General features: G+C 66.0%; 15 protein-coding genes. 7 read left to right on the top strand and 8 right to left on the bottom strand.

What is annotated here, in order from left to right:
* Positions 1-226: 226 nt before the first annotated feature.
* Positions 227-1,012 (bottom strand): exodeoxyribonuclease III, encoded by a 786-nt coding sequence (xth, locus tag IOC69_RS13255; protein ID WP_290544033.1) that lies wholly within the window; start codon positions 1,010-1,012, stop codon positions 227-229.
* Between the two features lie 50 nt (positions 1,013-1,062).
* Positions 1,063-1,392, bottom strand: a complete 330-nt coding sequence (gene erpA / locus IOC69_RS13250; protein ID WP_290544031.1) for an iron-sulfur cluster insertion protein ErpA — start codon at positions 1,390-1,392, stop codon at positions 1,063-1,065.
* 47 nt (positions 1,393-1,439) lie between these two features.
* Between erpA and IOC69_RS13245 the strand changes: the two genes are divergently transcribed.
* From IOC69_RS13245 to scpB, 6 genes are all read left to right on the top strand, one after another.
* Entirely contained in the window at positions 1,440-2,612 is a 1,173-nt protein-coding gene (locus tag IOC69_RS13245) for a deoxyguanosinetriphosphate triphosphohydrolase (protein WP_290544030.1), read from the top strand.
* Between the two features lie 39 nt (positions 2,613-2,651).
* On the top strand, positions 2,652-4,385 hold the full coding sequence (gene argS / locus IOC69_RS13240; protein ID WP_290544029.1) for an arginine--tRNA ligase: 1,734 nt from the start codon (positions 2,652-2,654) through the stop codon (positions 4,383-4,385).
* A 15-nt stretch (positions 4,386-4,400) separates the two neighbouring features.
* Positions 4,401-6,941 carry an SPOR domain-containing protein gene (locus IOC69_RS13235; RefSeq protein WP_290544028.1) on the top strand — a complete coding sequence of 847 codons (2,541 nt, stop codon included), beginning with the start codon at positions 4,401-4,403 and terminating at the stop codon, positions 6,939-6,941.
* Between the two features lie 22 nt (positions 6,942-6,963).
* On the top strand, positions 6,964-7,983 hold the full coding sequence (gene nagZ, locus IOC69_RS13230; protein ID WP_290544027.1) for a beta-N-acetylhexosaminidase: 1,020 nt from the start codon (positions 6,964-6,966) through the stop codon (positions 7,981-7,983).
* A 151-nt stretch (positions 7,984-8,134) separates the two neighbouring features.
* Positions 8,135-8,989 carry a ScpA family protein gene (locus IOC69_RS13225; protein WP_290544026.1) on the top strand — a complete coding sequence of 285 codons (855 nt, stop codon included), beginning with the start codon at positions 8,135-8,137 and terminating at the stop codon, positions 8,987-8,989.
* 276 nt (positions 8,990-9,265) lie between these two features.
* On the top strand, positions 9,266-9,961 hold the full coding sequence (scpB, locus tag IOC69_RS13220; protein ID WP_290544032.1) for an SMC-Scp complex subunit ScpB: 696 nt from the start codon (positions 9,266-9,268) through the stop codon (positions 9,959-9,961).
* 100 nt (positions 9,962-10,061) lie between these two features.
* On the opposite strand, the gene cobT is transcribed toward scpB, so the two are convergent.
* The 3 genes from cobT to IOC69_RS13205 all read right to left on the bottom strand — a co-directional run bounded on the left by cobT (position 10,062) and on the right by IOC69_RS13205 (position 13,633).
* Entirely contained in the window at positions 10,062-11,948 is a 1,887-nt protein-coding gene (gene cobT / locus IOC69_RS13215) for a cobaltochelatase subunit CobT (RefSeq protein ID WP_290544025.1), read from the bottom strand.
* Between the two features lie 10 nt (positions 11,949-11,958).
* The gene (cobS, locus tag IOC69_RS13210) at positions 11,959-12,948 is read right to left on the bottom strand and encodes a cobaltochelatase subunit CobS (protein ID WP_290544024.1); all 990 of its coding nucleotides are present in this window, start codon (positions 12,946-12,948) and stop codon (positions 11,959-11,961) included.
* A gap of 79 nt (positions 12,949-13,027) precedes the next feature.
* On the bottom strand, positions 13,028-13,633 hold the full coding sequence (locus IOC69_RS13205; RefSeq protein WP_366935522.1) for a DnaJ domain-containing protein: 606 nt from the start codon (positions 13,631-13,633) through the stop codon (positions 13,028-13,030).
* Between the two features lie 62 nt (positions 13,634-13,695).
* Here IOC69_RS13205 and IOC69_RS13200 point away from each other — a divergent pair, with 62 nt between their 5' ends.
* A complete protein-coding gene (locus IOC69_RS13200; protein WP_290544022.1) occupies positions 13,696-13,977 on the top strand; it encodes a BolA family transcriptional regulator in 282 nt (93 codons plus the stop codon).
* 86 nt (positions 13,978-14,063) lie between these two features.
* Here IOC69_RS13200 and IOC69_RS13195 read toward each other — a convergent pair whose 3' ends face one another.
* The 3 genes from IOC69_RS13195 to IOC69_RS13185 are packed head-to-tail and all read right to left on the bottom strand — an operon-like array spanning position 14,064 to position 17,069.
* A complete protein-coding gene (locus IOC69_RS13195) occupies positions 14,064-15,350 on the bottom strand; it encodes a CNNM domain-containing protein (protein WP_290544021.1) in 1,287 nt (428 codons plus the stop codon).
* Positions 15,347-16,483, bottom strand: coding sequence for a 3-dehydroquinate synthase (gene aroB, locus IOC69_RS13190; RefSeq protein WP_290544020.1), 1,137 nt, complete (start codon positions 16,481-16,483; stop codon positions 15,347-15,349). Before aroB ends, IOC69_RS13195 begins: the two co-directional genes overlap by 4 nt.
* Positions 16,476-17,069 (bottom strand): shikimate kinase, encoded by a 594-nt coding sequence (locus tag IOC69_RS13185; protein WP_290544019.1) that lies wholly within the window; start codon positions 17,067-17,069, stop codon positions 16,476-16,478. Before IOC69_RS13185 ends, aroB begins: the two co-directional genes overlap by 8 nt.
* Between the last annotated feature and the right edge of the window lie 148 nt (positions 17,070-17,217).

Here is a 17,217-nt window from a genome sequence, read left to right as displayed (position 1 = left end):
GCCGCATCAGCCAGCGCATCAAGGCTTGCAACTGGGACAATGACTACCTTATCAACGCTCTAACCCATATGCGATAGCCCTGCCACAAGGGGGGAGGGAAAACATACCCATTTTTTTTGACTACGCTCTAAATGCAGCCGCGTAAGGACATTCCTTTGACATCATGAACTATAGCAATAGTCAGTTCCATTGCGACACAATGACCAATCCGAGTTACAATGGTGAGTCAGCTCCTTAACTCGATCACCACCGGCGCGTGGTCCGATGGCTTCTCCTGAGTCCTCACCTCGCGGTCGATGTGGGCGCTCTTCAGCAGGTCGGCGGCCTGGGGGGAGAGGAGCAGGTGGTCGATGCGGATGCCGTTGTTCTTCTGCCAGGCGCCGGCCTGATAGTCCCAGAAGGTGTAGAGGCCTTGCGCGTCGCCATGCATCTGGCGGATCGCGTCGGTGAGGCCGAGGTTGAGGAGGGTGCGGAATTTGGCGCGGGATTCGGGCTGGAACAGCGCGTCGCCCGTCCAGTTCTCCGGGTGCTTCGCATCGAGCGGGGTGGGGATCACGTTATAGTCGCCCGCCAGCACCGTGGGCTCCTCCAGTTTCAGCAGCGCCTTCGCCCGGGCCTGCAGCCGGTCCATCCAGCGCAGCTTGTAGGCGAATTTCTCCGTACCCAGAGGATTGCCGTTGGGCAGATAGATCGAGGCCACGCGCACCACGCCGGTGTTGCGCGCAAACACGGCTTCGAGATAGCGCGCCTGGCTGTCCCCGTCGTCTCCGGGAAGGCCGCGCGTCACGTCCTCGGGCTTCGGCTTCGACAGGATGGCAACACCATTATAGGTCTTCTGGCCGTGCACCAGCACGTTGTAACCCAGCTCCTCGAAGGCTTGCGCCGGAAAGGCATGGTCCTCGCATTTCAGTTCCTGCAGGCAGAGGATGTCGGGACTGGCCTGCCGCAACCACGCGAGCGCGTTGTCGAGGCGGGCCTTGATGGAGTTGACGTTCCAGGTGGCGATCTTCATGGCGGCCATGATGGCGGTGGCGCTCATGCGCCGCAAGTCAGATCGGGGCGTCAGATCGAGAAGGACGTGCCGCAGCCGCAGGAGGAGGTGGCGTTGGGGTTCCTGATGCGGAAGGACTGGCCCATCAGGTCATCGACGAAGTCGATCTCCGCACCCTTGAGGAACTCCTGGCTCACCGGATCGACCACCGCCCTGATGCCGCCGCGCTCGATCACGAGGTCGTCCCCGGCGGCCGCCTCGGTGAGCTGGAAATCATACTGGAAGCCGGAGCACCCCCCGCCGTTCACCGCAATCCGGAGCGCCGATTTGCCCGGCTCTTTCGCCAGAATGTCGCGGATGCGCGAGGCTGCCGCCTCGGTGAGGGTGATGGACGCGGTCATGATGGTGTATGTTGGGGCCTGCTCCAGTCTTGTCAATGGATTCTCCCATGCAGCGGTTCACGGCAGCCTATTCCTCTCTCCCCGGGGAGACGCGGGGGAGGGTGCATCCGGAAGCCGGGGCAGATTTCCGCTCCGTCTTCGCGCGCGACCGGGACCGCATCATCCATTCCCAGGCCTTCCGGCGGCTGAAACACAAGACGCAGGTCTTCGTCTATCACGAGGGTGACCATTACCGGACGCGGCTCACCCATACGATCGAAGTGGCCCAGGTCGCCCGCTCCATCGCCCGCGCGCTGGGCCTCGACGAGGACCTGACGGAGGCGCTGGCGCTGGCCCATGACCTCGGCCACACCCCCTTCGGCCACGCCGGGGAGCGTGAGCTTGACAAGCTGATGAAGCCCTGGGGCGGTTTCGACCACAATGCCCAGTCGCTCCGCATCCTGACGAAGCTCGAGAGGCGCTATGCGCGGTTTGACGGGCTCAATCTGACCTGGGAGACGCTGGAGGGGCTGGTCAAGCACAATGGTCCGCTGGTCAATGCCGAGGGCGACCCGGTGGGCCGCTACCGGGAGCGCGGGCTTCCAGAGGCGATCGTCGAATATGCGGCGGAGCATGATCTGGAACTCGCCTCCTATGCCTCGGCGGAGGCGCAGGTGGCGGCGATCTCGGATGACATCGCCTATAATGCGCATGACATTGACGATGGGTTGCGGGCGGGGCTGTTCGGGCTGATCGACCTGGGCGATGTGCCGCTGGCGGGGGAGGCGCTGGCACAGGTGCTGCGGCTTTATCCGGGCCTCGAGCAGGACCGGATCGTGCATGAAACGGTGCGCCGCGTGATGTCGGCAATGGTCAACGACATCATCGCGGAATGCAACAACATCAACGCAAAAAACAACTTCCGCAACGCTGCGGAGGTGCGCGGATTCGGGATGCCTTTCGTGGCCTTCAGCACGCCGGTGGCCGAGCAGAACCGGGCGTTGCAGTCATTTCTTAATGAACGCATGTATCGCCATGAAAAAATTGAGAAAATTATGGCGAGAGCCCGGCGGGTCGTGCACGATCTTTTTGCGGCCTATATGGAGGATCCGCGGCTCCTGCCGGCGGGCTGGCAGGACGGCCGCCCGCGCCAGGTCTGCGACTTCATTGCCGGCATGACAGACCGCTACGCGATTGCCGAGCACCAGCGATTGTTTGACCTCGATCCGCTTTTCCGCTAGGGCCAAGCAGGGTGTTGTTTCAACAGCTTAAGAGTAGACATGAACCTGTTTGCTGAGTTTCTGCAGGTGATCCGCGGGGCTGTCTCCACGGTTGCGGCGGAACGGGGCGTGCCGCTGCCGGACCTCTCCAGGATCACGGCCGAACCGCCGCGCGATCCCTCGCACGGCGACATTTCCACCAATGCCGCGATGGTGCTGAACAAGGCCTTCGGCATGCCGCCAAAAGTGTTGGCGCAGTCGCTTTCCGCGTTGCTGCCGTTGCACAAAAACGTTGCCGCCGTTGACATCGCCGGCCCCGGATTCATCAACATCAAACTCGTTGCGGCAGCCTGGCCGCAGGTGCTCCAGGCGGTGCTCGACGAGGGGGACGCTTATGGAAATTCTACCTTAGGTAGAGGGAAGAAGGCGAATGTCGAATATGTCTCCGCCAACCCGACGGGCCCCCTGCATGTCGGCCACGTGCGCGGCGCCGTGTTCGGGGATGCGCTGGCTGAACTTCTCACCGCCTCGGGCTACGACGTCACCCGCGAATACTACATCAACGATGCCGGCGCGCAGGTCGACGTGCTCGCCCGCTCGGCCTATCTGCGCTACCTTGAGGCTCTGGGCGAAACGATCGGCGAGATCCCGGCCGGTCTCTATCCGGGCGGCTATCTGAAGCCGGTGGGGCAGGCGCTCGCCGCCGAACATGGCGCGGCGCTGAAGCACCGGCCCGAGGCGGAATGGCTTCCCATCGTGCGGGCCAAGGCCATCGCGATGATGATGGATCTGATCCGGGATGATCTCGCCGCTCTCGACATCCGGCAGGAGGTTTTCGCATCCGAGAAGGCGCTGCATGCATCCGGTCAGGTGAGGGAGACGATTGCCGAACTGCGCGAGCGGGGCCTTGTCTACCAGGGAACCCTGCCGCCGCCCAAGGGCGAACTGCCGGATGACTGGGAGGACCGCGAGCAGACGCTGTTCCGCACCATGGGGTTCGGCGACGACATCGACCGGCCGCTGCTCAAGTCGGACGGTTCGTATACTTACTTCGCCTCGGACGTGGCCTACAGCCGCAACAAGATCCAGCGCGGCTTCGACGAGCTGATCTACGTTCTTGGCGCCGACCATGGCGGCTATGTGAAGCGGCTGGAATCGCTGGGCGCCGCGCTGGCGGGCAACCGCAAGGTCGAGGTCATTGTCAGGCTGTGCCAGCTGGTGAAGCTCTACCGCGCCGGCGAGCCGGTGCGCATGTCGAAGCGGGCCGGCGAGTTCGTGACGCTTCGCGATGTGGTGGACGAGGTCGGCCCCGACGCCGTGCGCTTTATGATGCTGTTCCGCAAGAACGAGGCGCCGCTTGATTTCGACTTTGCCGAAGTGACGGAGCAGTCCAAGGACAACCCCGTGTTCTATGTCCAGTACGCCCATGCCCGGACCTGCTCGGTCATCCGCAACGCGGCGGAGGAGGGGCTCAAACCGGCGGAAACACCGGAATTCGATCTGCTCACGGACGAAGCGGAACTGGGTCTGGCGCGCCGCATGGCCGAGTTTCCGCGCCTCATCGAGGCCGCGGCCCAGGCCCACGAGCCCCACCGCGTGGCTTTCTATCTTTTTGAACTTGCTGGCGATTTCCATGCGCTTTGGAACAAGGGCAAAGACTCGCCGCATTTAAGATTTATTTTGACAGAAGATGTTAAACTCACCCAAACACGTCTCGCCTTCCTCGTGGCGATTCGATATGTTTTGGCAAACGGCCTTCGGATCCTCGGGGTAAGACCCGCCGAAGAGATGTAGAGGCGTAAGGGGCATATGGACCAAGATTCGAGCAACGGCGCTGGGCCGGACAAGCGGAACTGGCGCGAGCGTCTCGGCATCGGTGCGAAGGACCTCCCGAAGCTTTCGGATGAGTTCCGCGGCCAGCCGCCGATCGCCGCGCCGCCGCCTGCTGGAACTGCCAGGCCCGCCGCCCCGCGCGCGCCGGTGGCCAAGCCCGCGCCGATGGCCCCGCGCGTGCCGCCGAAGCCTGCCCAGCCGGCTGCGGAAGCGTCGGCCGCGCCCGCTGTGCCACCGCCCGTGTCTCGCGCCACGCCCAAGGCGCCTGACAATGCTGCGCAAGATGCGCTGGCCGAGAAGCTGCGCGCCCAGCGCGCCGCGGCCGAGCGCCTCGCCGAGCAGCGCGTTCAGGCCGCCCGCAACCTCACCGACGCCAAGAAGCCGGTGTCTGCTCCACCCCCGCCGCGCCCTGCCGCGCCGCCACGCCTCGCCGCCCCGGTTCCGCGCAGCCCCGGCGTTAAATCGCCGCCCGGTGGTGCGCCCCGGCCCAAGTTCAGCTTTGCCGACGAGACCCGCGCCGATGCCCCGCGCTCTGGCCTGACACCGCCGCTCACCCCACCACGCCCCGCCCTCGGCGGTGAGCGTTCGCCGCCTCCCTTCTTGCGCCCGGGCACGGGAGCGGGTGCCAATGGCAGCATCGGGGCACGGCCGCAGCCAGCCTTCCGCCCGTCCGGCGCCGGGGGTGGGGCCAGCTATGGGGCGCCGCCGCGTCTGCAGCCGCCGGCAACACCGCGTGCGGGCCTTGGCAGTGATCCGGCGGGCTACAGCACCGCCCGCCGCACCCCGGCTCTTCGCTCTCCGGCGCCTGCTCCATATTTGCCAGCCCCGGCGCCCGAGCCGCGCAACTTCCCCGAGGACGAGTTTGACGACGAGGCCCGCACCGCGCCGCGACTCGGCCGTCCGGCTCCGGAGGCGCGCGACCATGACGACTTTGACGAGGTGTTCGAGGACGATCAGACGCCGGCCCGCGGGCGCGCCAGCGCGCGCGACTTTCAGTCCGCCTATGAGGAGGCCGAAGAGGGCTTTGCGGATGAGCCGCGCCGCTCCAACGCGCCGCTGCTGCTGGGGCTCGCCCTGCTGGTGGCCGGCCTGCTGATGGCGGCCTTGATCTGGTTCTACAGCGGCGACCTCAAGAACCTGGTCAATACTGGCGCATCCAACCCGTCTGCCACCCCGCCCGTCGTGGAGGCGCCGGCGACCCCCGCCAAGGTGGCAGCACCCGAGGCCAGCAGCAGCGGCGATGCCCAGACCGGGGCGCCGGCAGCGCGCAAGAAACAGATTTATGATCGTATCGTAGGCGAACAGGAAGTGACCGGGGAAATGCAGCCGACGGAGGAGACCCCGGTCCCACCTCCGGCAGCGCAGCCTGACGCGGGCGCCGTTCCTGCCAGCCAGGTGCCGCAGATCGAGCCGCAAGGCACAACCAACCAGATTCCAGCACCCGATGCGCCGTCCCTTGGAGCCACGGGCCAGGGCCTGCCCGACCCGGAGCCGCCGCCACCGTTGCCAATCCCCGGCAGTGATCAGCAAGGCAGCCTGGGCCTCAAAACTGGGGAGCAGGTTGCCGCCGCTTCAGCCAAACCGGATCAGGTGGCGGCGAGCCAGGGGACGTCAAGCCTGGTGACGGCAAACCAGGCGGCGGCGGATCAGGGGGGGATGGCAGCGCCACCGCCAACCCCTGTCAGTCCGGCCCAGACCGCGTCCAGTGACCAGATGACCCTGCCGCCCCCGGAAAAAACCACCGACGGGGCGGCTCTTGTTTCAGGGGCAGGCGCCGCAGCCGCCAGCGCTGCAAATTCGGGGAGCGGTGCTGCGCCGAACGCCGCCGCAGCGGCGATGCCTGCGCCCGACACCGAGATAACCCCGCCCGCGCCCCCGGCTGAAGCCGCGCCCGCTCCGCCGCCCCTGCCGGCGGCCAAGAAGACCGCCGCCAAGAAGACCACTTCGAAACCGGTCGCCAAACAGACGGACTTCAACAGCCTTGGCTCCAAGCCGGTGGTTCTGGTGCCGCCGTCGCAGCAGGGCGGCGGCAGCCAGTTGGCCCCGGCAGAGCCCGTTGTCGCCGCACCCGCCCCGGCGGACATTGCGGCCCAAGCCACCGCCCCCGCGGCGCAGAAGCGCAAGACCATTTTCGACCTGTTCAACGGCGGCGGCTTGGCCAACGGCATACCCGCCCAGCAGGCCGCGCCCACTGAGGTCGCCTCCGCCGCCACGCAGACGAAGCAAGCGACAGCACCCGCCGCCCCGGCGCCCCAGGCCGCGACGGGCGGCGGCTATGTTGTCCAGCTCACCTCCTTCCGCACCGAGGGAGAGGCAAAGCAGGAATTCTCGCGCCTGGCCGGGGCCTATCCGGGCGTCGTGGGTCCGCTCAAGTCGCAGATCCGCCAAACCACGGTGGGCGGCAGCACACGCTTCCAACTGGCACTGGGGCCGCTGCCGACGCGCGGCGACGCCACCAAAGTGTGCGGCGAACTGATTGCCGCGGGCGAGAGCGACTGCATGGTAAGGGGACCCTGAAGGGCTGTGCAGGTCTGACCGCATGTCCCCGATCGGCGCATTCATCTCGGGCTGTTCCGGGCCGGTGTTGAGCCGGGCCGAACGCGATTTTTTTGCGAGCGCCAATCCCTGGGGCCTCATCCTGTTCAAGCGCAATTGCGAAACGCCGGACCAGCTGAAGGCGCTGACCGGCGCCTTCCGTGCTGCCGTGGGCCGCAGGAATGCGCCGGTGTTCACCGACCAGGAGGGCGGACGCGTGCAGCGTCTGGGGCCGCCCAGCAATGCCTGGCGGCGCTATCCCGCGGCCCGCGCCTATGGGGAGGCCTTCAAAGCCAGCGCCCTCACCGGCCTGCGTGCCGCGCGCAATGTGGGCCGCCTGATGGCGGAGGACCTGATCGCCGCCGGCATCACCGCGAATTGCGTGCCGCTGCTCGACGTGCCGCAGCCCGATGCGCATGAGATCGTGGGCAACCGCGCCTATTCGGACCATATCGAGGCCATCATGGCGCTGGCCCGCGCCCATGCCGCGGGTTTTGCCGATGGCGGCGTGCTGCCGGTGATCAAGCACATTCCCGGCCACGGCCGCGCCAGGGCGGACAGCCACCTCGAACTGCCGGTTGTCGATGCGGCGCGCGCCGAACTCGAGGCCGTGGACTTTCCGCCCTTTGCCGCGATGGCGGACGCGCCCATGGCGATGACGGCGCATGTGGTCTACACCGCGCTCGACAAGACGGCGCCCGCCACCCTGTCGAAGAAGGTGATCTCCACCGTCATCCGCAAGCAGATCGGTTTCCGCGGCCTGCTGATGACGGATGACCTGTCGATGAAGGCGCTGTCGGGGAGCTATGCCGGGAAGACGCAGGGCGCGCTGGCAGCGGGTTGCGACATCGTGCTCCACTGCAATGGCGACATGGCCCAGATGGAAGAGGTGGCTGCCGCCGCAGGCGTGCTGAAGGGCAAGTCCCTGGCCCGCGCCAGGGCGGCGCTGAAGGCCGCCCGCAAGCCGCAGCCCTTCGACCGAAAGCAGGCGCTGAAAGACCTCGCGGCCGTGCTGTCGGCCTAACTCTGACCATTCCTCGCCCCCAATGCCGCGGAGAGAGGGGGGGGACGAGAGTGTATCCCACGGGCGAATCTGGGGATAAGTTGTGGCAGAGGGGCGAATCGCCCACCATCCCTTGGTATCAGAATGGTGTCGGAAAGAGGATGATTGCGGCGTGACCGGCGAGCAGGAGAGCAAACGGGAGCCGACCGGGGAGGCTGCAGCCGCCGCCCCCGAGGGTTGGCCTGACGGCGATGCTCCGTTGCGCGCCGAGCCGGTGGCGGCGGGTGATGGCGGCACGCTGATCGTCGATGTGGGCGGCTTCGAAGGCCCGCTTGACCTTCTCCTCGAACTCGCCCGCCAGCACAAGGTGGACCTGAAGCAGATATCGATCCTCAAGCTTGCCGAGCAATATCTCGACTTCATCGAGAAGGCGCGCAAGCTTCAGCTTGAGATTGCTGCCGATTACCTGGTGATGGCGGCATGGCTTGCCTATCTCAAATCGCGTCTGCTTATTCCCGCGCCCCCCGGCCCGGAAGAGCAGGAGCCGGCCGATCTCGCGGCGCGCCTGGCCTTCCGCCTGCGGCGCCTGCAGGCGATGCGCACGGCCTCCGAGAATTTGTTGAAGCGCGGCGTGCTGGGGCGTGACGTGTTTGCGCGCGGCGCGCCCGAACCCATCCTTGTCGACACCCGGCGCCAGTATGCCGACAATCTCATCGATCTGCTCAAGGCCTATGCCGACCGGCGCAAGAAGAAGCTTGCGCACCGGAGCTATGTGCCCTTGCGCCACCCCACCTGGTCGATCAAGGAGGCCCGCACCGCTTTGGAGCGCATGGTGGGCGTGATGGACGACTGGGGCGCCCTGGACATCTGGCTGGCGCAATACATGGCCGAGCCCGGCATGCGCCGGTCGGTGACGGCCTCAAGCTTCACCGCGAGCCTTGAACTGGCGCGCGAAGGCCTGCTGGAGCTGAGGCAAGAAGGGCCCTTCCGCCCCATCTATGTCAGGCGGCGGGCAAGTGCGGCCTGAGGGCCGCGTCAGTGATGTGATGGAGTGAGAGACATGACCATGCAAACGCGAGCCATGGCGGTTGGCGCCGCCATCAGGGAGGACGGGGCGGCGGCGCATGAGGCGCCGGGGTCCGGCCAGACCGGGCAGGGTGAGCCCGGCGACGGGGCGGCGGGCGGGGAAAAATTCGTGGCCATCCTTACCGAAGAGATGACGGAGATCGAGATCGTGGCCGAAGTATCCGTATTGGAAGAATCCGCCGCGGATGCTCCCGAAGGCGAAGCCAAAGTCCAGCCGATGGCGACGGTGACGCAACACCCGCGCGCCGGCCGCAACCAGCATCTGCGCATCATCGAAGCGATCCTGTTTGCGACCGCAGAACCCGTCGACGTCGCGCATCTGAAGAGATTCCTGCCCGAGGGCACGGATGTGGCTGGGCTGCTCGCCGACCTCAGGACCAATTATGCCAACCGCGGCGTCAACCTCGTCGAGGTCGCGGGCAAGTGGCAGTTCCGCACATCCGGTGACCTGTCATATCTTTTGCGCCGCGACAAGGTGGAGGAGCGCAAGCTCTCCAAGGCGGCGATGGAGACGCTGGCCATCATCGCCTATCACCAGCCGGTGACCAGGGCCGAGATCGAGGACATCCGCGGTGTTGCCATTTCAAAGGGCACGCTGGACCAGCTGCTCGAAATCGGCTGGGTGAGGATGCGCGGGCGGCGCAAGACGCCGGGCCGCCCGGTGACCTATGGCACGACTGAAGCCTTCCTCAGCCATTTCGGCCTCAACGAGGTCTCTGACCTGCCGGGCCTGCAGGAACTGAAGGGCGCGGGCCTGCTCGACGCCAACCTGCCGCCGGGCTTCGACATCCCCATGCCACGGGCAAGCGACGACCTGCTGCCCGACGAGGACCCGCTCGACGACGCGGAGACCGGGCAGATGCCGCTGGAAATGCATCTGCCGGACGCGGACGGGGAGCCGGGCGCGGAGTAGCCAACTTCTACACCGGCGACGCTCACTCATCATCTCTCGGGCGCACACCATGGCGCGGCCCTCCTCGGCTTTACATCGGCAGGGGAATTGGCCCGCGCGCTTACGCCGGCGCCCGCTTTCGTGGCGTGGGCCTGGCCACCACCTTTGGCGCTGCCTTTTCGGAGAACAGCTCGGCCAGCTTCTCCGTCATGGCGCCGCCCAGTTCCTCGGCATCGACGATGGTCACGGCGCGCTTGTAGTAGCGCGTCACGTCGTGGCCGATGCCGATGGCGATGAGTTCCACCGGCGAGCGCTGCTCGATGTCATGGATGACCTGGCGCAGGTGCTTTTCGAGATAGTTGCCGGAATTGACCGACAGCGTCGAATCATCGACCGGTGCGCCGTCCGAGATCACCATCAGGATGCGGCGCTGCTCGCGCCGGGCAAGCAGGCGGTTATGCGCCCAGATCAGCGCCTCGCCGTCGATGTTTTCCTTCAGCAGCCCCTCGCGCATCATCAGCCCGAGGTTCCTTCGGGCGCGCCGCCACGGCGTGTCGGCGGACTTGTAGACGATGTGGCGCAGGTCGTTGAGGCGGCCCGGGTTCGCGGGCTTGTTGGAGGCCAGCCACTTCTCGCGCGCCTGGCCGCCCTTCCACGCACGGGTGGTGAAGCCGAGGATCTCGACCTTCACGCCGCAGCGCTCCAGCGTGCGGGCGAGAATGTCCGCGCAGGTGGCGGCAACGGTGATGGGGCGGCCGCGCATCGAGCCCGAATTGTCGAGCAGCAGGCTCACCACCGTGTCGCGGAACTCGGTATCCTGCTCCTCCTTGAAGGAGAGCGGATGCATGGGGTCGATGATGACGCGCATGAGGCGCGCGGCATCGAGCACGCCTTCCTCGAGGTCGAAGTCCCAGGAGCGGTTCTGCTGCGCCATGAGGCGGCGCTGCAGGCGGTTGGCCAGGCGGGCAACGACGCCCTGCAGGCTGGAAAGCTGCTTGTCGAGATAGTTGCGGAGCCTGGTCAGCTCCTCGGCGTCGCACAGGTCCTCGGCTGCGATCACCTCGTCGAACTGGTTGGTGAAGACCTTGTAGAAATCCTCGTTGGAGAGTGACGAGAAGGGGAGCTGCGGCTTCCACGGCTCTTCACCGTTCTGTTCTTCCTCGCCGTCCCTGTCCTCCGCCTGGTTCTCGGCGTCCATCTGCGTGGCGTCCATTTCGGCGGCTTCGGATTCGCCTTCGGCGTCCTGCATCTCCTCCATCGACTGCTGGGAGCTTTCCTGCTCCTCGCTGTCAGGCGTCTCCTGGCGCTCGCCCGAATCCTCTTCCGGTTCGTTCGACTCGTCGTTCTCGTCCGACTGGTCGGGGTCCTCGCCCAGCTCTTCGCCCATGTCGAGGGCGGCGATGATGTCGCGCGACATGCGGGCGAAGGCCGCCTGGTCGTGGATGTTCTCCATCAGCCGCGAAAGCTGCCCGCGCGCCTTGTCCTCGATCCACGGCCGCCACAGGTCCACCATGGCGCGCGCGCCTTCGGGTGGCTTCTCGCCGGTCAGCGTCTCGCGCACCATGAGCGCCACGGCTTCGTCCAGGGGCGCATCCTTGCGGTCGGTGTAGCGGGCGGCGTCCTTCCTGCGGTAGCGGTCGTCCAGCATGGCCGCGAGATTGGTTTTCATGCCCGGCATGGCATTGGCGCCCAGCGCCTCGATGCGGGCCTGCTCCACGGCCTCAAACACCGCGCGGGCATTCTTGCCCTGCGGCTGATAGCGGGCGTGGACCTTGTCGCTGTGGTTGGAAAGCCGCAGCGCGAAACTGTCCGAGAGCCCGCGCACGACGGCGATGTCGGCGGCCCTCAGCTCATTGCCGACCTGCGGCAGCCTGGCGCGGTTTCCCGCCAGCGAGGGCGCCTCGTTGCCGAAGGCCACGGAAAGCTCCGGGTCTTCGGCAATGGTCTTCATCGCGACGGTGAGGACGCGCTTGAACTCGTTCGAAGGTGTGTCCTTCTCCTTCGCCACCGCGCGTCACTCAGGCGATGGCGATGTGGGCGGATGATTCCGGCAGTTCCTCGCCGAAGCAGCGCTGGTAGAACTCGGCCACCACGCTGCGCTCCAGCTCGTCGCACTTGTTGAGGAAGGTCACGCGGAAGGCGAAGCCCACGTCGCCGAAGATCTCGGCATTCTGCGCCCAGGTGATGACGGTGCGGGGCGACATGACGGTGGAGAGATCGCCCTGCATGAAGGCGTTGCGGGTCAGGTCCGCCACGCGCACCATGTTGGAGATGATCTTGCGGCCCTTCTCATTGTCGAAGTGCTTCGACTTCGCCGCGACAATGCCCACCTCCTGCGCATGGGGCAGGTAGTTGAGCGCGGTGATGATCGACCAGCGGTCCATCTGCGCCTGGTTGATCTGCTGCGTGCCGTGGTAGAGGCCGGTGGTGTCGCCGAGGCCGATCGTGTTGGCCGTGGCGAAAAGCCGGAAGGCGGGGTGCGGGCGGATGACGCGCGACTGGTCGAGCAGCGTCAGCTTTCCCGAGCTTTCGAGGATGCGCTGGATCACGAACATCACGTCCGGCCGGCCGGCGTCATATTCGTCGAAGACGAGGGCCACGTTGTGCTGGTAGGCCCAGGGCAGGATGCCTTCGCGGAATTCGGTGACCTGCTTTCCCTCCCGCAGCACGATCGCATCCTTGCCGATGAGATCGATGCGCGAGATGTGGCTGTCGAGGTTGACGCGGATGCAGGGCCAGTTGAGGCGGGCGGCCACCTGCTCGATGTGGGTCGACTTGCCGGTGCCGTGATAGCCCGTCACCATGACGCGGCGGTTATGGGCGAAGCCCGCGAGGATGGCGAGCGTGGTCTCGCGGTTGAAGAGATAGTCCGGGTCGAGGTCCGGGACATGTTCCGAGGGCCTGGAATAGGCGGGAACGTCCATGTTCGAGTCGAAGCCGAAAAGCTGCTTCACCGGCGCCTTGGTGTCGGGCATGCCATTCGCCTCTGCGGGGGCCTTCGCAATCATGTCAGGAAATCTTTATGTTCCGGGGTTACGCGGGCGGGTTTTAGACGGTCAGGCCCTGCCGGGCAAGGCTTTGCGCCGCTCAGCAGAACCCGCTTGAGCGCAGATGGTCATAGGCCTGGATCACCGCCTTCAGCGTGTCCTCGTTGGCGCGGCTGCCGCCATTGGCATCAGGGTGGAGGCGCTTGACCAGGGTTTTGTACTGGGTCTTGACGTGCTCTGGCGTCGCCGCGTCGTCCAGCCCGAGCGTCTGGAGCGCTTTCAGCTCGGTGGAGCGCAGCGCCCGGCCGGTGGGGTGACGGCCCGGCTGCTTGGCCGAGGCGCCGTTGAGGCCGAAGGGGTCTGCCCGCATCTGGGCGCCGCGGCGGCGCACGCTGGAGGCATTGGGCGTGGCGTTCTGACCCAGTTTCCAGGTTGGACGCTCGCCGAGGCGGGCGTTCTTCTGGAACTCCTGCATCTCGTCGTCCTTCATGCCGGAGAAATAATTGTAGGACTTGTTGTACTCCTGCACATGCTCGGTGCAGTAGTTGAAGAACTTGCCCTCATGGCCGCGGCCCATCGGCGCCTTGTGGCGGGCGGGGCGCGGACAATCGGGCCAGTCGCACTGGGGAATGGTCTCCGCCGCCTTCTTCTTGTCGGAGGACGGCTTCACGCGGATCTTGTCGAAGTATTTTGAATCGAGTTTCATTGCCGTCAATTATGGTGATAGAGCCCGGCGCAAGCAAGCATTAGCGGGTGGAGAGAGACAGAATGACACTGAACGCCAATCTTGGCCCCGTTGGCCAGAGAATCACCAGGAAGCTCAGTGACAGTTTCGCGCCCTCAGCGCTTCAGGTGATCGACGAATCCCACCACCATGCCGGCCACGGCGGCGCAAGATCCGATGGGGAAAGCCACTTCCGGGTGGTCATCGTGGCGGAAGCCTTCAGAGCCAGGTCGCGCGTCGAACAGCACCGCATGGTGAATGCCGCATTGGCGGACGAGTTGAAAGAGCGCGTGCACGCACTGGCGATCCAGGCGTCCGCTCCGTAGGGGCCCTCATCCGGCCTTTGGCCACCTTCTCCCATTGCTTCGCAACGGGAGAAGGACTCGTTTCGCGATCTTCCCACGAGTCCCAACTACGCGAAAACATCTCCTTCACCCTCCCGCTTCGCCGGGATCATCCTGAGCGCCGTGATCTGGTGGCGGCGCTTTTTCAGGATTTCGAAGCGGAAGCCGTGGAAGACGAAGGCCTGGCCCACGTCGGGGATCATGCGCGCCTCGTGGATGACGAGGCCGGCGATGGTGTTGGCTTCCTCGTCGGGCAGTTCCCAGTCAAAGGCGCGGTTGAGGTCGCGGATCGCGACTGAGCCATCGACGAGGAAGGAGCCGTCGGGCTTGGGCCGCACGCCCGACGCCACGGCATCATGCTCGTCCTTGATGTCGCCGACGATCTCCTCGATGATGTCTTCGAGTGTCACGAGGCCCTGCACCTCGCCATATTCGTCGACCACGATGGCGAAGTGGCTCTTGCGTTTGAGGAAAGCGTTGAGCTGGTCGGGGATGGCGCGGGTGTCCGGCACGAACCAGGGCGGCAGCAATATGTCGGCGATGTCGACCTTTGCGGCGTCGCCATTGTGCTTCTGGAGCGCTGCGAAAAGATTCTTGGCATGCAGCACGCCGATGATGTTGTCAGGATTGTCCTTCCACACCGGAATGCGGGTGTGGCCGCTCTTCAGCACGGTGTTGACGATCTCCTTCGGGTCCTGCTCGATGTCGAGCATGGTCATCTTGGTGCGGTGGACCATGATGTCGGCGACTTCGAGGTCCTGCATGGCGAGGATGCCGGACAGCATGTCGCGGTCGTTCTTCACCGCTGTGCCGTCCTTCACATGAAGGTCGATGGCCTCGCGCAGCTCCTCGTGCATGGTGTGGGTTTCGTCAACGCCGCTGTTGCCGGTGAGCGTGAGGATGCCGCGCGCCAGCGCCTCCAGCGCTGCCGCGACCGGGCCCAGAACGGCGACCAGCAGCCGCGCCGGCCCGGACAGGATCACGGCCACCCGGTCGGCGCGGCGTGCGGCATAGGCATCCGGCAGCACGAGGCCGAACAGGGCATAGGTGAAGACCAGCGCAATGGCGGCGAGGCCCGCCCGCAGCGGGGCCAGATCGTGGAACAGCAGGAAGGCGGCAAGGCCGCCGGCCAGTGCCATGGCCAGAAGCTTGGCGAGCGCCAGGGCGCCCATGGTGCGGTCTTCATCCGCGAGCAGCCCCAGTGCAGTCGCGGCGCCATGAATGCCGCGTTTCTGGAGTTCGCCAAGACGGGTGCGCGAGGCGTTCCACAGGCTGGCGCGCACGGCGGCCGCGAAGGCCGAAAGGAAGAGCAGGGCGACGAGCGCGCCGCCGATCAGTGCGGTGCCGGAACTCATCGCTGGCGAAGGTCCTCCGTCAGGAAGTTCAGCACCTCATGCTCGCTGACATCCTTCGCAATGAAAGCCTCGCCGATGCCGCGCGCCAGGATGAAGGTGAGCTTGCCGCCCTGGGCCTTTTTGTCCTGCCGCATGATTTCGACGAGTGTTGCGGGCGGCGGCAGTTCGCCCGGGATTTGCGAGGCGTGGATGGGAAGGCCGACGCTCTTGAGGTGCTTCGCCACGCGCTCGGCCGTGCCCGGCGGGCAGAGCTTCTGGCGTTCGGAGAAGCGGAAGGCCTGCACCGTGCCGATCGAGACGCCCTCGCCGTGGAGCAGGCGCTGCGAATAGCCGGTGGCGGATTCGAGCGCATGGCCGAAAGTGTGGCCGAGGTTGAGCAGCGCACGCACGCCGGTCTCGTGCTCGTCTTCCGCGACGATCCGGGCCTTGGCCTCGCAGGACCTGCGGATCGCATGGATGCGCGCTTGGCTGTCGCCGCGCATGATGGCGGCGGCGGAACCTTCCAGCCATTCGAAGAAACCCGAATCGCCGAGCAGCCCGTATTTCGCCACTTCGGCATAGCCCGCCGCCAGTTCGCGCCTGGGCAACGTGTCGAGCAGCGCGATATCGGTGATGACGGCGAGCGGCTGGTGGAAGGCGCCGATCAGGTTCTTGCCATGGGGCGAGTTGATGCCGGTCTTGCCGCCGACGGAGGAGTCCACTTGCGACAAGAGCGTCGTCGGGATCTGGATGAAGTCCACGCCGCGCCTCAGGATTGCCGCGGCGAAGCCCGCGAGGTCGCCGATGACGCCGCCGCCGAATGCGATGATGCGGTCGCGCCGCTCGATGCCGGCGGCCAGCAGCCTGTCGCAGAGTTCGGCCAAGTGCTGGTAGCTCTTGGTCTTCTCGCCAGGCGGCATGATGATGGCCGTGGCGCGTATGCCCGTCGCGGCCAGCGCGCGCTCAAGGGTGGCGAGATGGGCGGCGGCGACGTTCTCGTCGGTGACGATGGCGGTGAGCGGGCGCCTCAGAAAGGGTGCTATCACCTCGCCGGCCCGGGCCAGCAGGCCCTCGCCGATGTGGATGTCATAGCTGCGTTCGCCCAGCGAGACGGGCACGGTTTCGCGCCGCCCGGCGGCGTTGAGGTCACTCATGGGTTGTCTTCTTCTTGTCCCAGCCGTCCCACTGCGCCAGCGCCCGGACCACGTCGTTCACCATCTGGCCATGCTGCACATCGCGGCTTTCCACCGTCACGTCCGCCAGGGCATAGACCGGGTAGCGCTTGTCGATCAGGCCGCGCATCACCGCCTCGGGGTCCTCGTTCTGCAGGAGCGGCCGGTCCTGCCGCTTCAGCACCCGCTTCATCAGGACGGTCAGCGCCGCTTTGAGCCAGACCGAAATGCCGCTCTCCTGAATGCGCTGGCGGGTGTCGTCGTTCATGTAGGCGCCGCCGCCCGTTGCCAGCACCTGCGCGCCGTTTCCGATGAGGCGCTGAATAACACGGCGCTCGCCCTCGCGGAAATAGGGCTCGCCATGATCGGCGAAGATGTCCCTGACGGTCTTGCCCGCCGCCGCCTCGATCTCGTGGTCGGCGTCGACGAAGGGAATGGCGAGTTTCTCGGCCAGCCTGCGGCCCACGCTCGTCTTGCCGGCACCCATCAGGCCAACGAGCACGATGGGGCGCTGCCCGAGCCGCTGCCGGACCAGTTCGGCCTCCTTTGCAATCGAACGGCGCGCCATCCGGCCTCCTCAACTCCCCGCGCGGTTCTAGAGCATGATCCGCAAAAGTGGAACCGGTTTTGCGACAAGATCATGCTCAAGCTTTTGATCTGGCGCATGTTCTTTTCGTTCAGGCGATTCCGCCTGAACGTAACATGCGCTGGAGCAT

It is taken from the genome of Aestuariivirga sp. (assembly GCF_020252405.1).
Classification (GTDB): domain Bacteria; phylum Pseudomonadota; class Alphaproteobacteria; order Rhizobiales; family Aestuariivirgaceae; genus Aestuariivirga.
This window is presented reverse-complemented; position numbering and strand designations above follow the sequence as displayed.

Excerpts from the sequence above, each read along its gene's own strand:
- xth (WP_290544033.1), bottom strand. The coding sequence starts at position 1,012 with ATGAAGATCGCCACCTGGAACGTCAACTCCATCAAGGCCCGCCTCGAC.
- erpA (WP_290544031.1), bottom strand. The coding sequence starts at position 1,392 with ATGACCGCGTCCATCACCCTCACCGAGGCGGCAGCCTCGCGCATCCGC.
- IOC69_RS13245 (WP_290544030.1), top strand. The coding sequence starts at position 1,440 with ATGCAGCGGTTCACGGCAGCCTATTCCTCTCTCCCCGGGGAGACGCGG.
- argS (WP_290544029.1), top strand. The coding sequence starts at position 2,652 with ATGAACCTGTTTGCTGAGTTTCTGCAGGTGATCCGCGGGGCTGTCTCC.
- IOC69_RS13235 (WP_290544028.1), top strand. The coding sequence starts at position 4,401 with ATGGACCAAGATTCGAGCAACGGCGCTGGGCCGGACAAGCGGAACTGG.
- nagZ (WP_290544027.1), top strand. The coding sequence starts at position 6,964 with ATGTCCCCGATCGGCGCATTCATCTCGGGCTGTTCCGGGCCGGTGTTG.
- scpB (WP_290544032.1), top strand. The coding sequence starts at position 9,266 with ATGGCGACGGTGACGCAACACCCGCGCGCCGGCCGCAACCAGCATCTG.
- cobS (WP_290544024.1), bottom strand. The coding sequence starts at position 12,948 with ATGATTGCGAAGGCCCCCGCAGAGGCGAATGGCATGCCCGACACCAAG.
- IOC69_RS13205 (WP_366935522.1), bottom strand. The coding sequence starts at position 13,633 with ATGAAACTCGATTCAAAATACTTCGACAAGATCCGCGTGAAGCCGTCC.
- IOC69_RS13200 (WP_290544022.1), top strand. The coding sequence starts at position 13,696 with ATGACACTGAACGCCAATCTTGGCCCCGTTGGCCAGAGAATCACCAGG.
- IOC69_RS13195 (WP_290544021.1), bottom strand. The coding sequence starts at position 15,350 with ATGAGTTCCGGCACCGCACTGATCGGCGGCGCGCTCGTCGCCCTGCTC.
- aroB (WP_290544020.1), bottom strand. The coding sequence starts at position 16,483 with ATGAGTGACCTCAACGCCGCCGGGCGGCGCGAAACCGTGCCCGTCTCG.
- IOC69_RS13185 (WP_290544019.1), bottom strand. The coding sequence starts at position 17,069 with ATGGCGCGCCGTTCGATTGCAAAGGAGGCCGAACTGGTCCGGCAGCGG.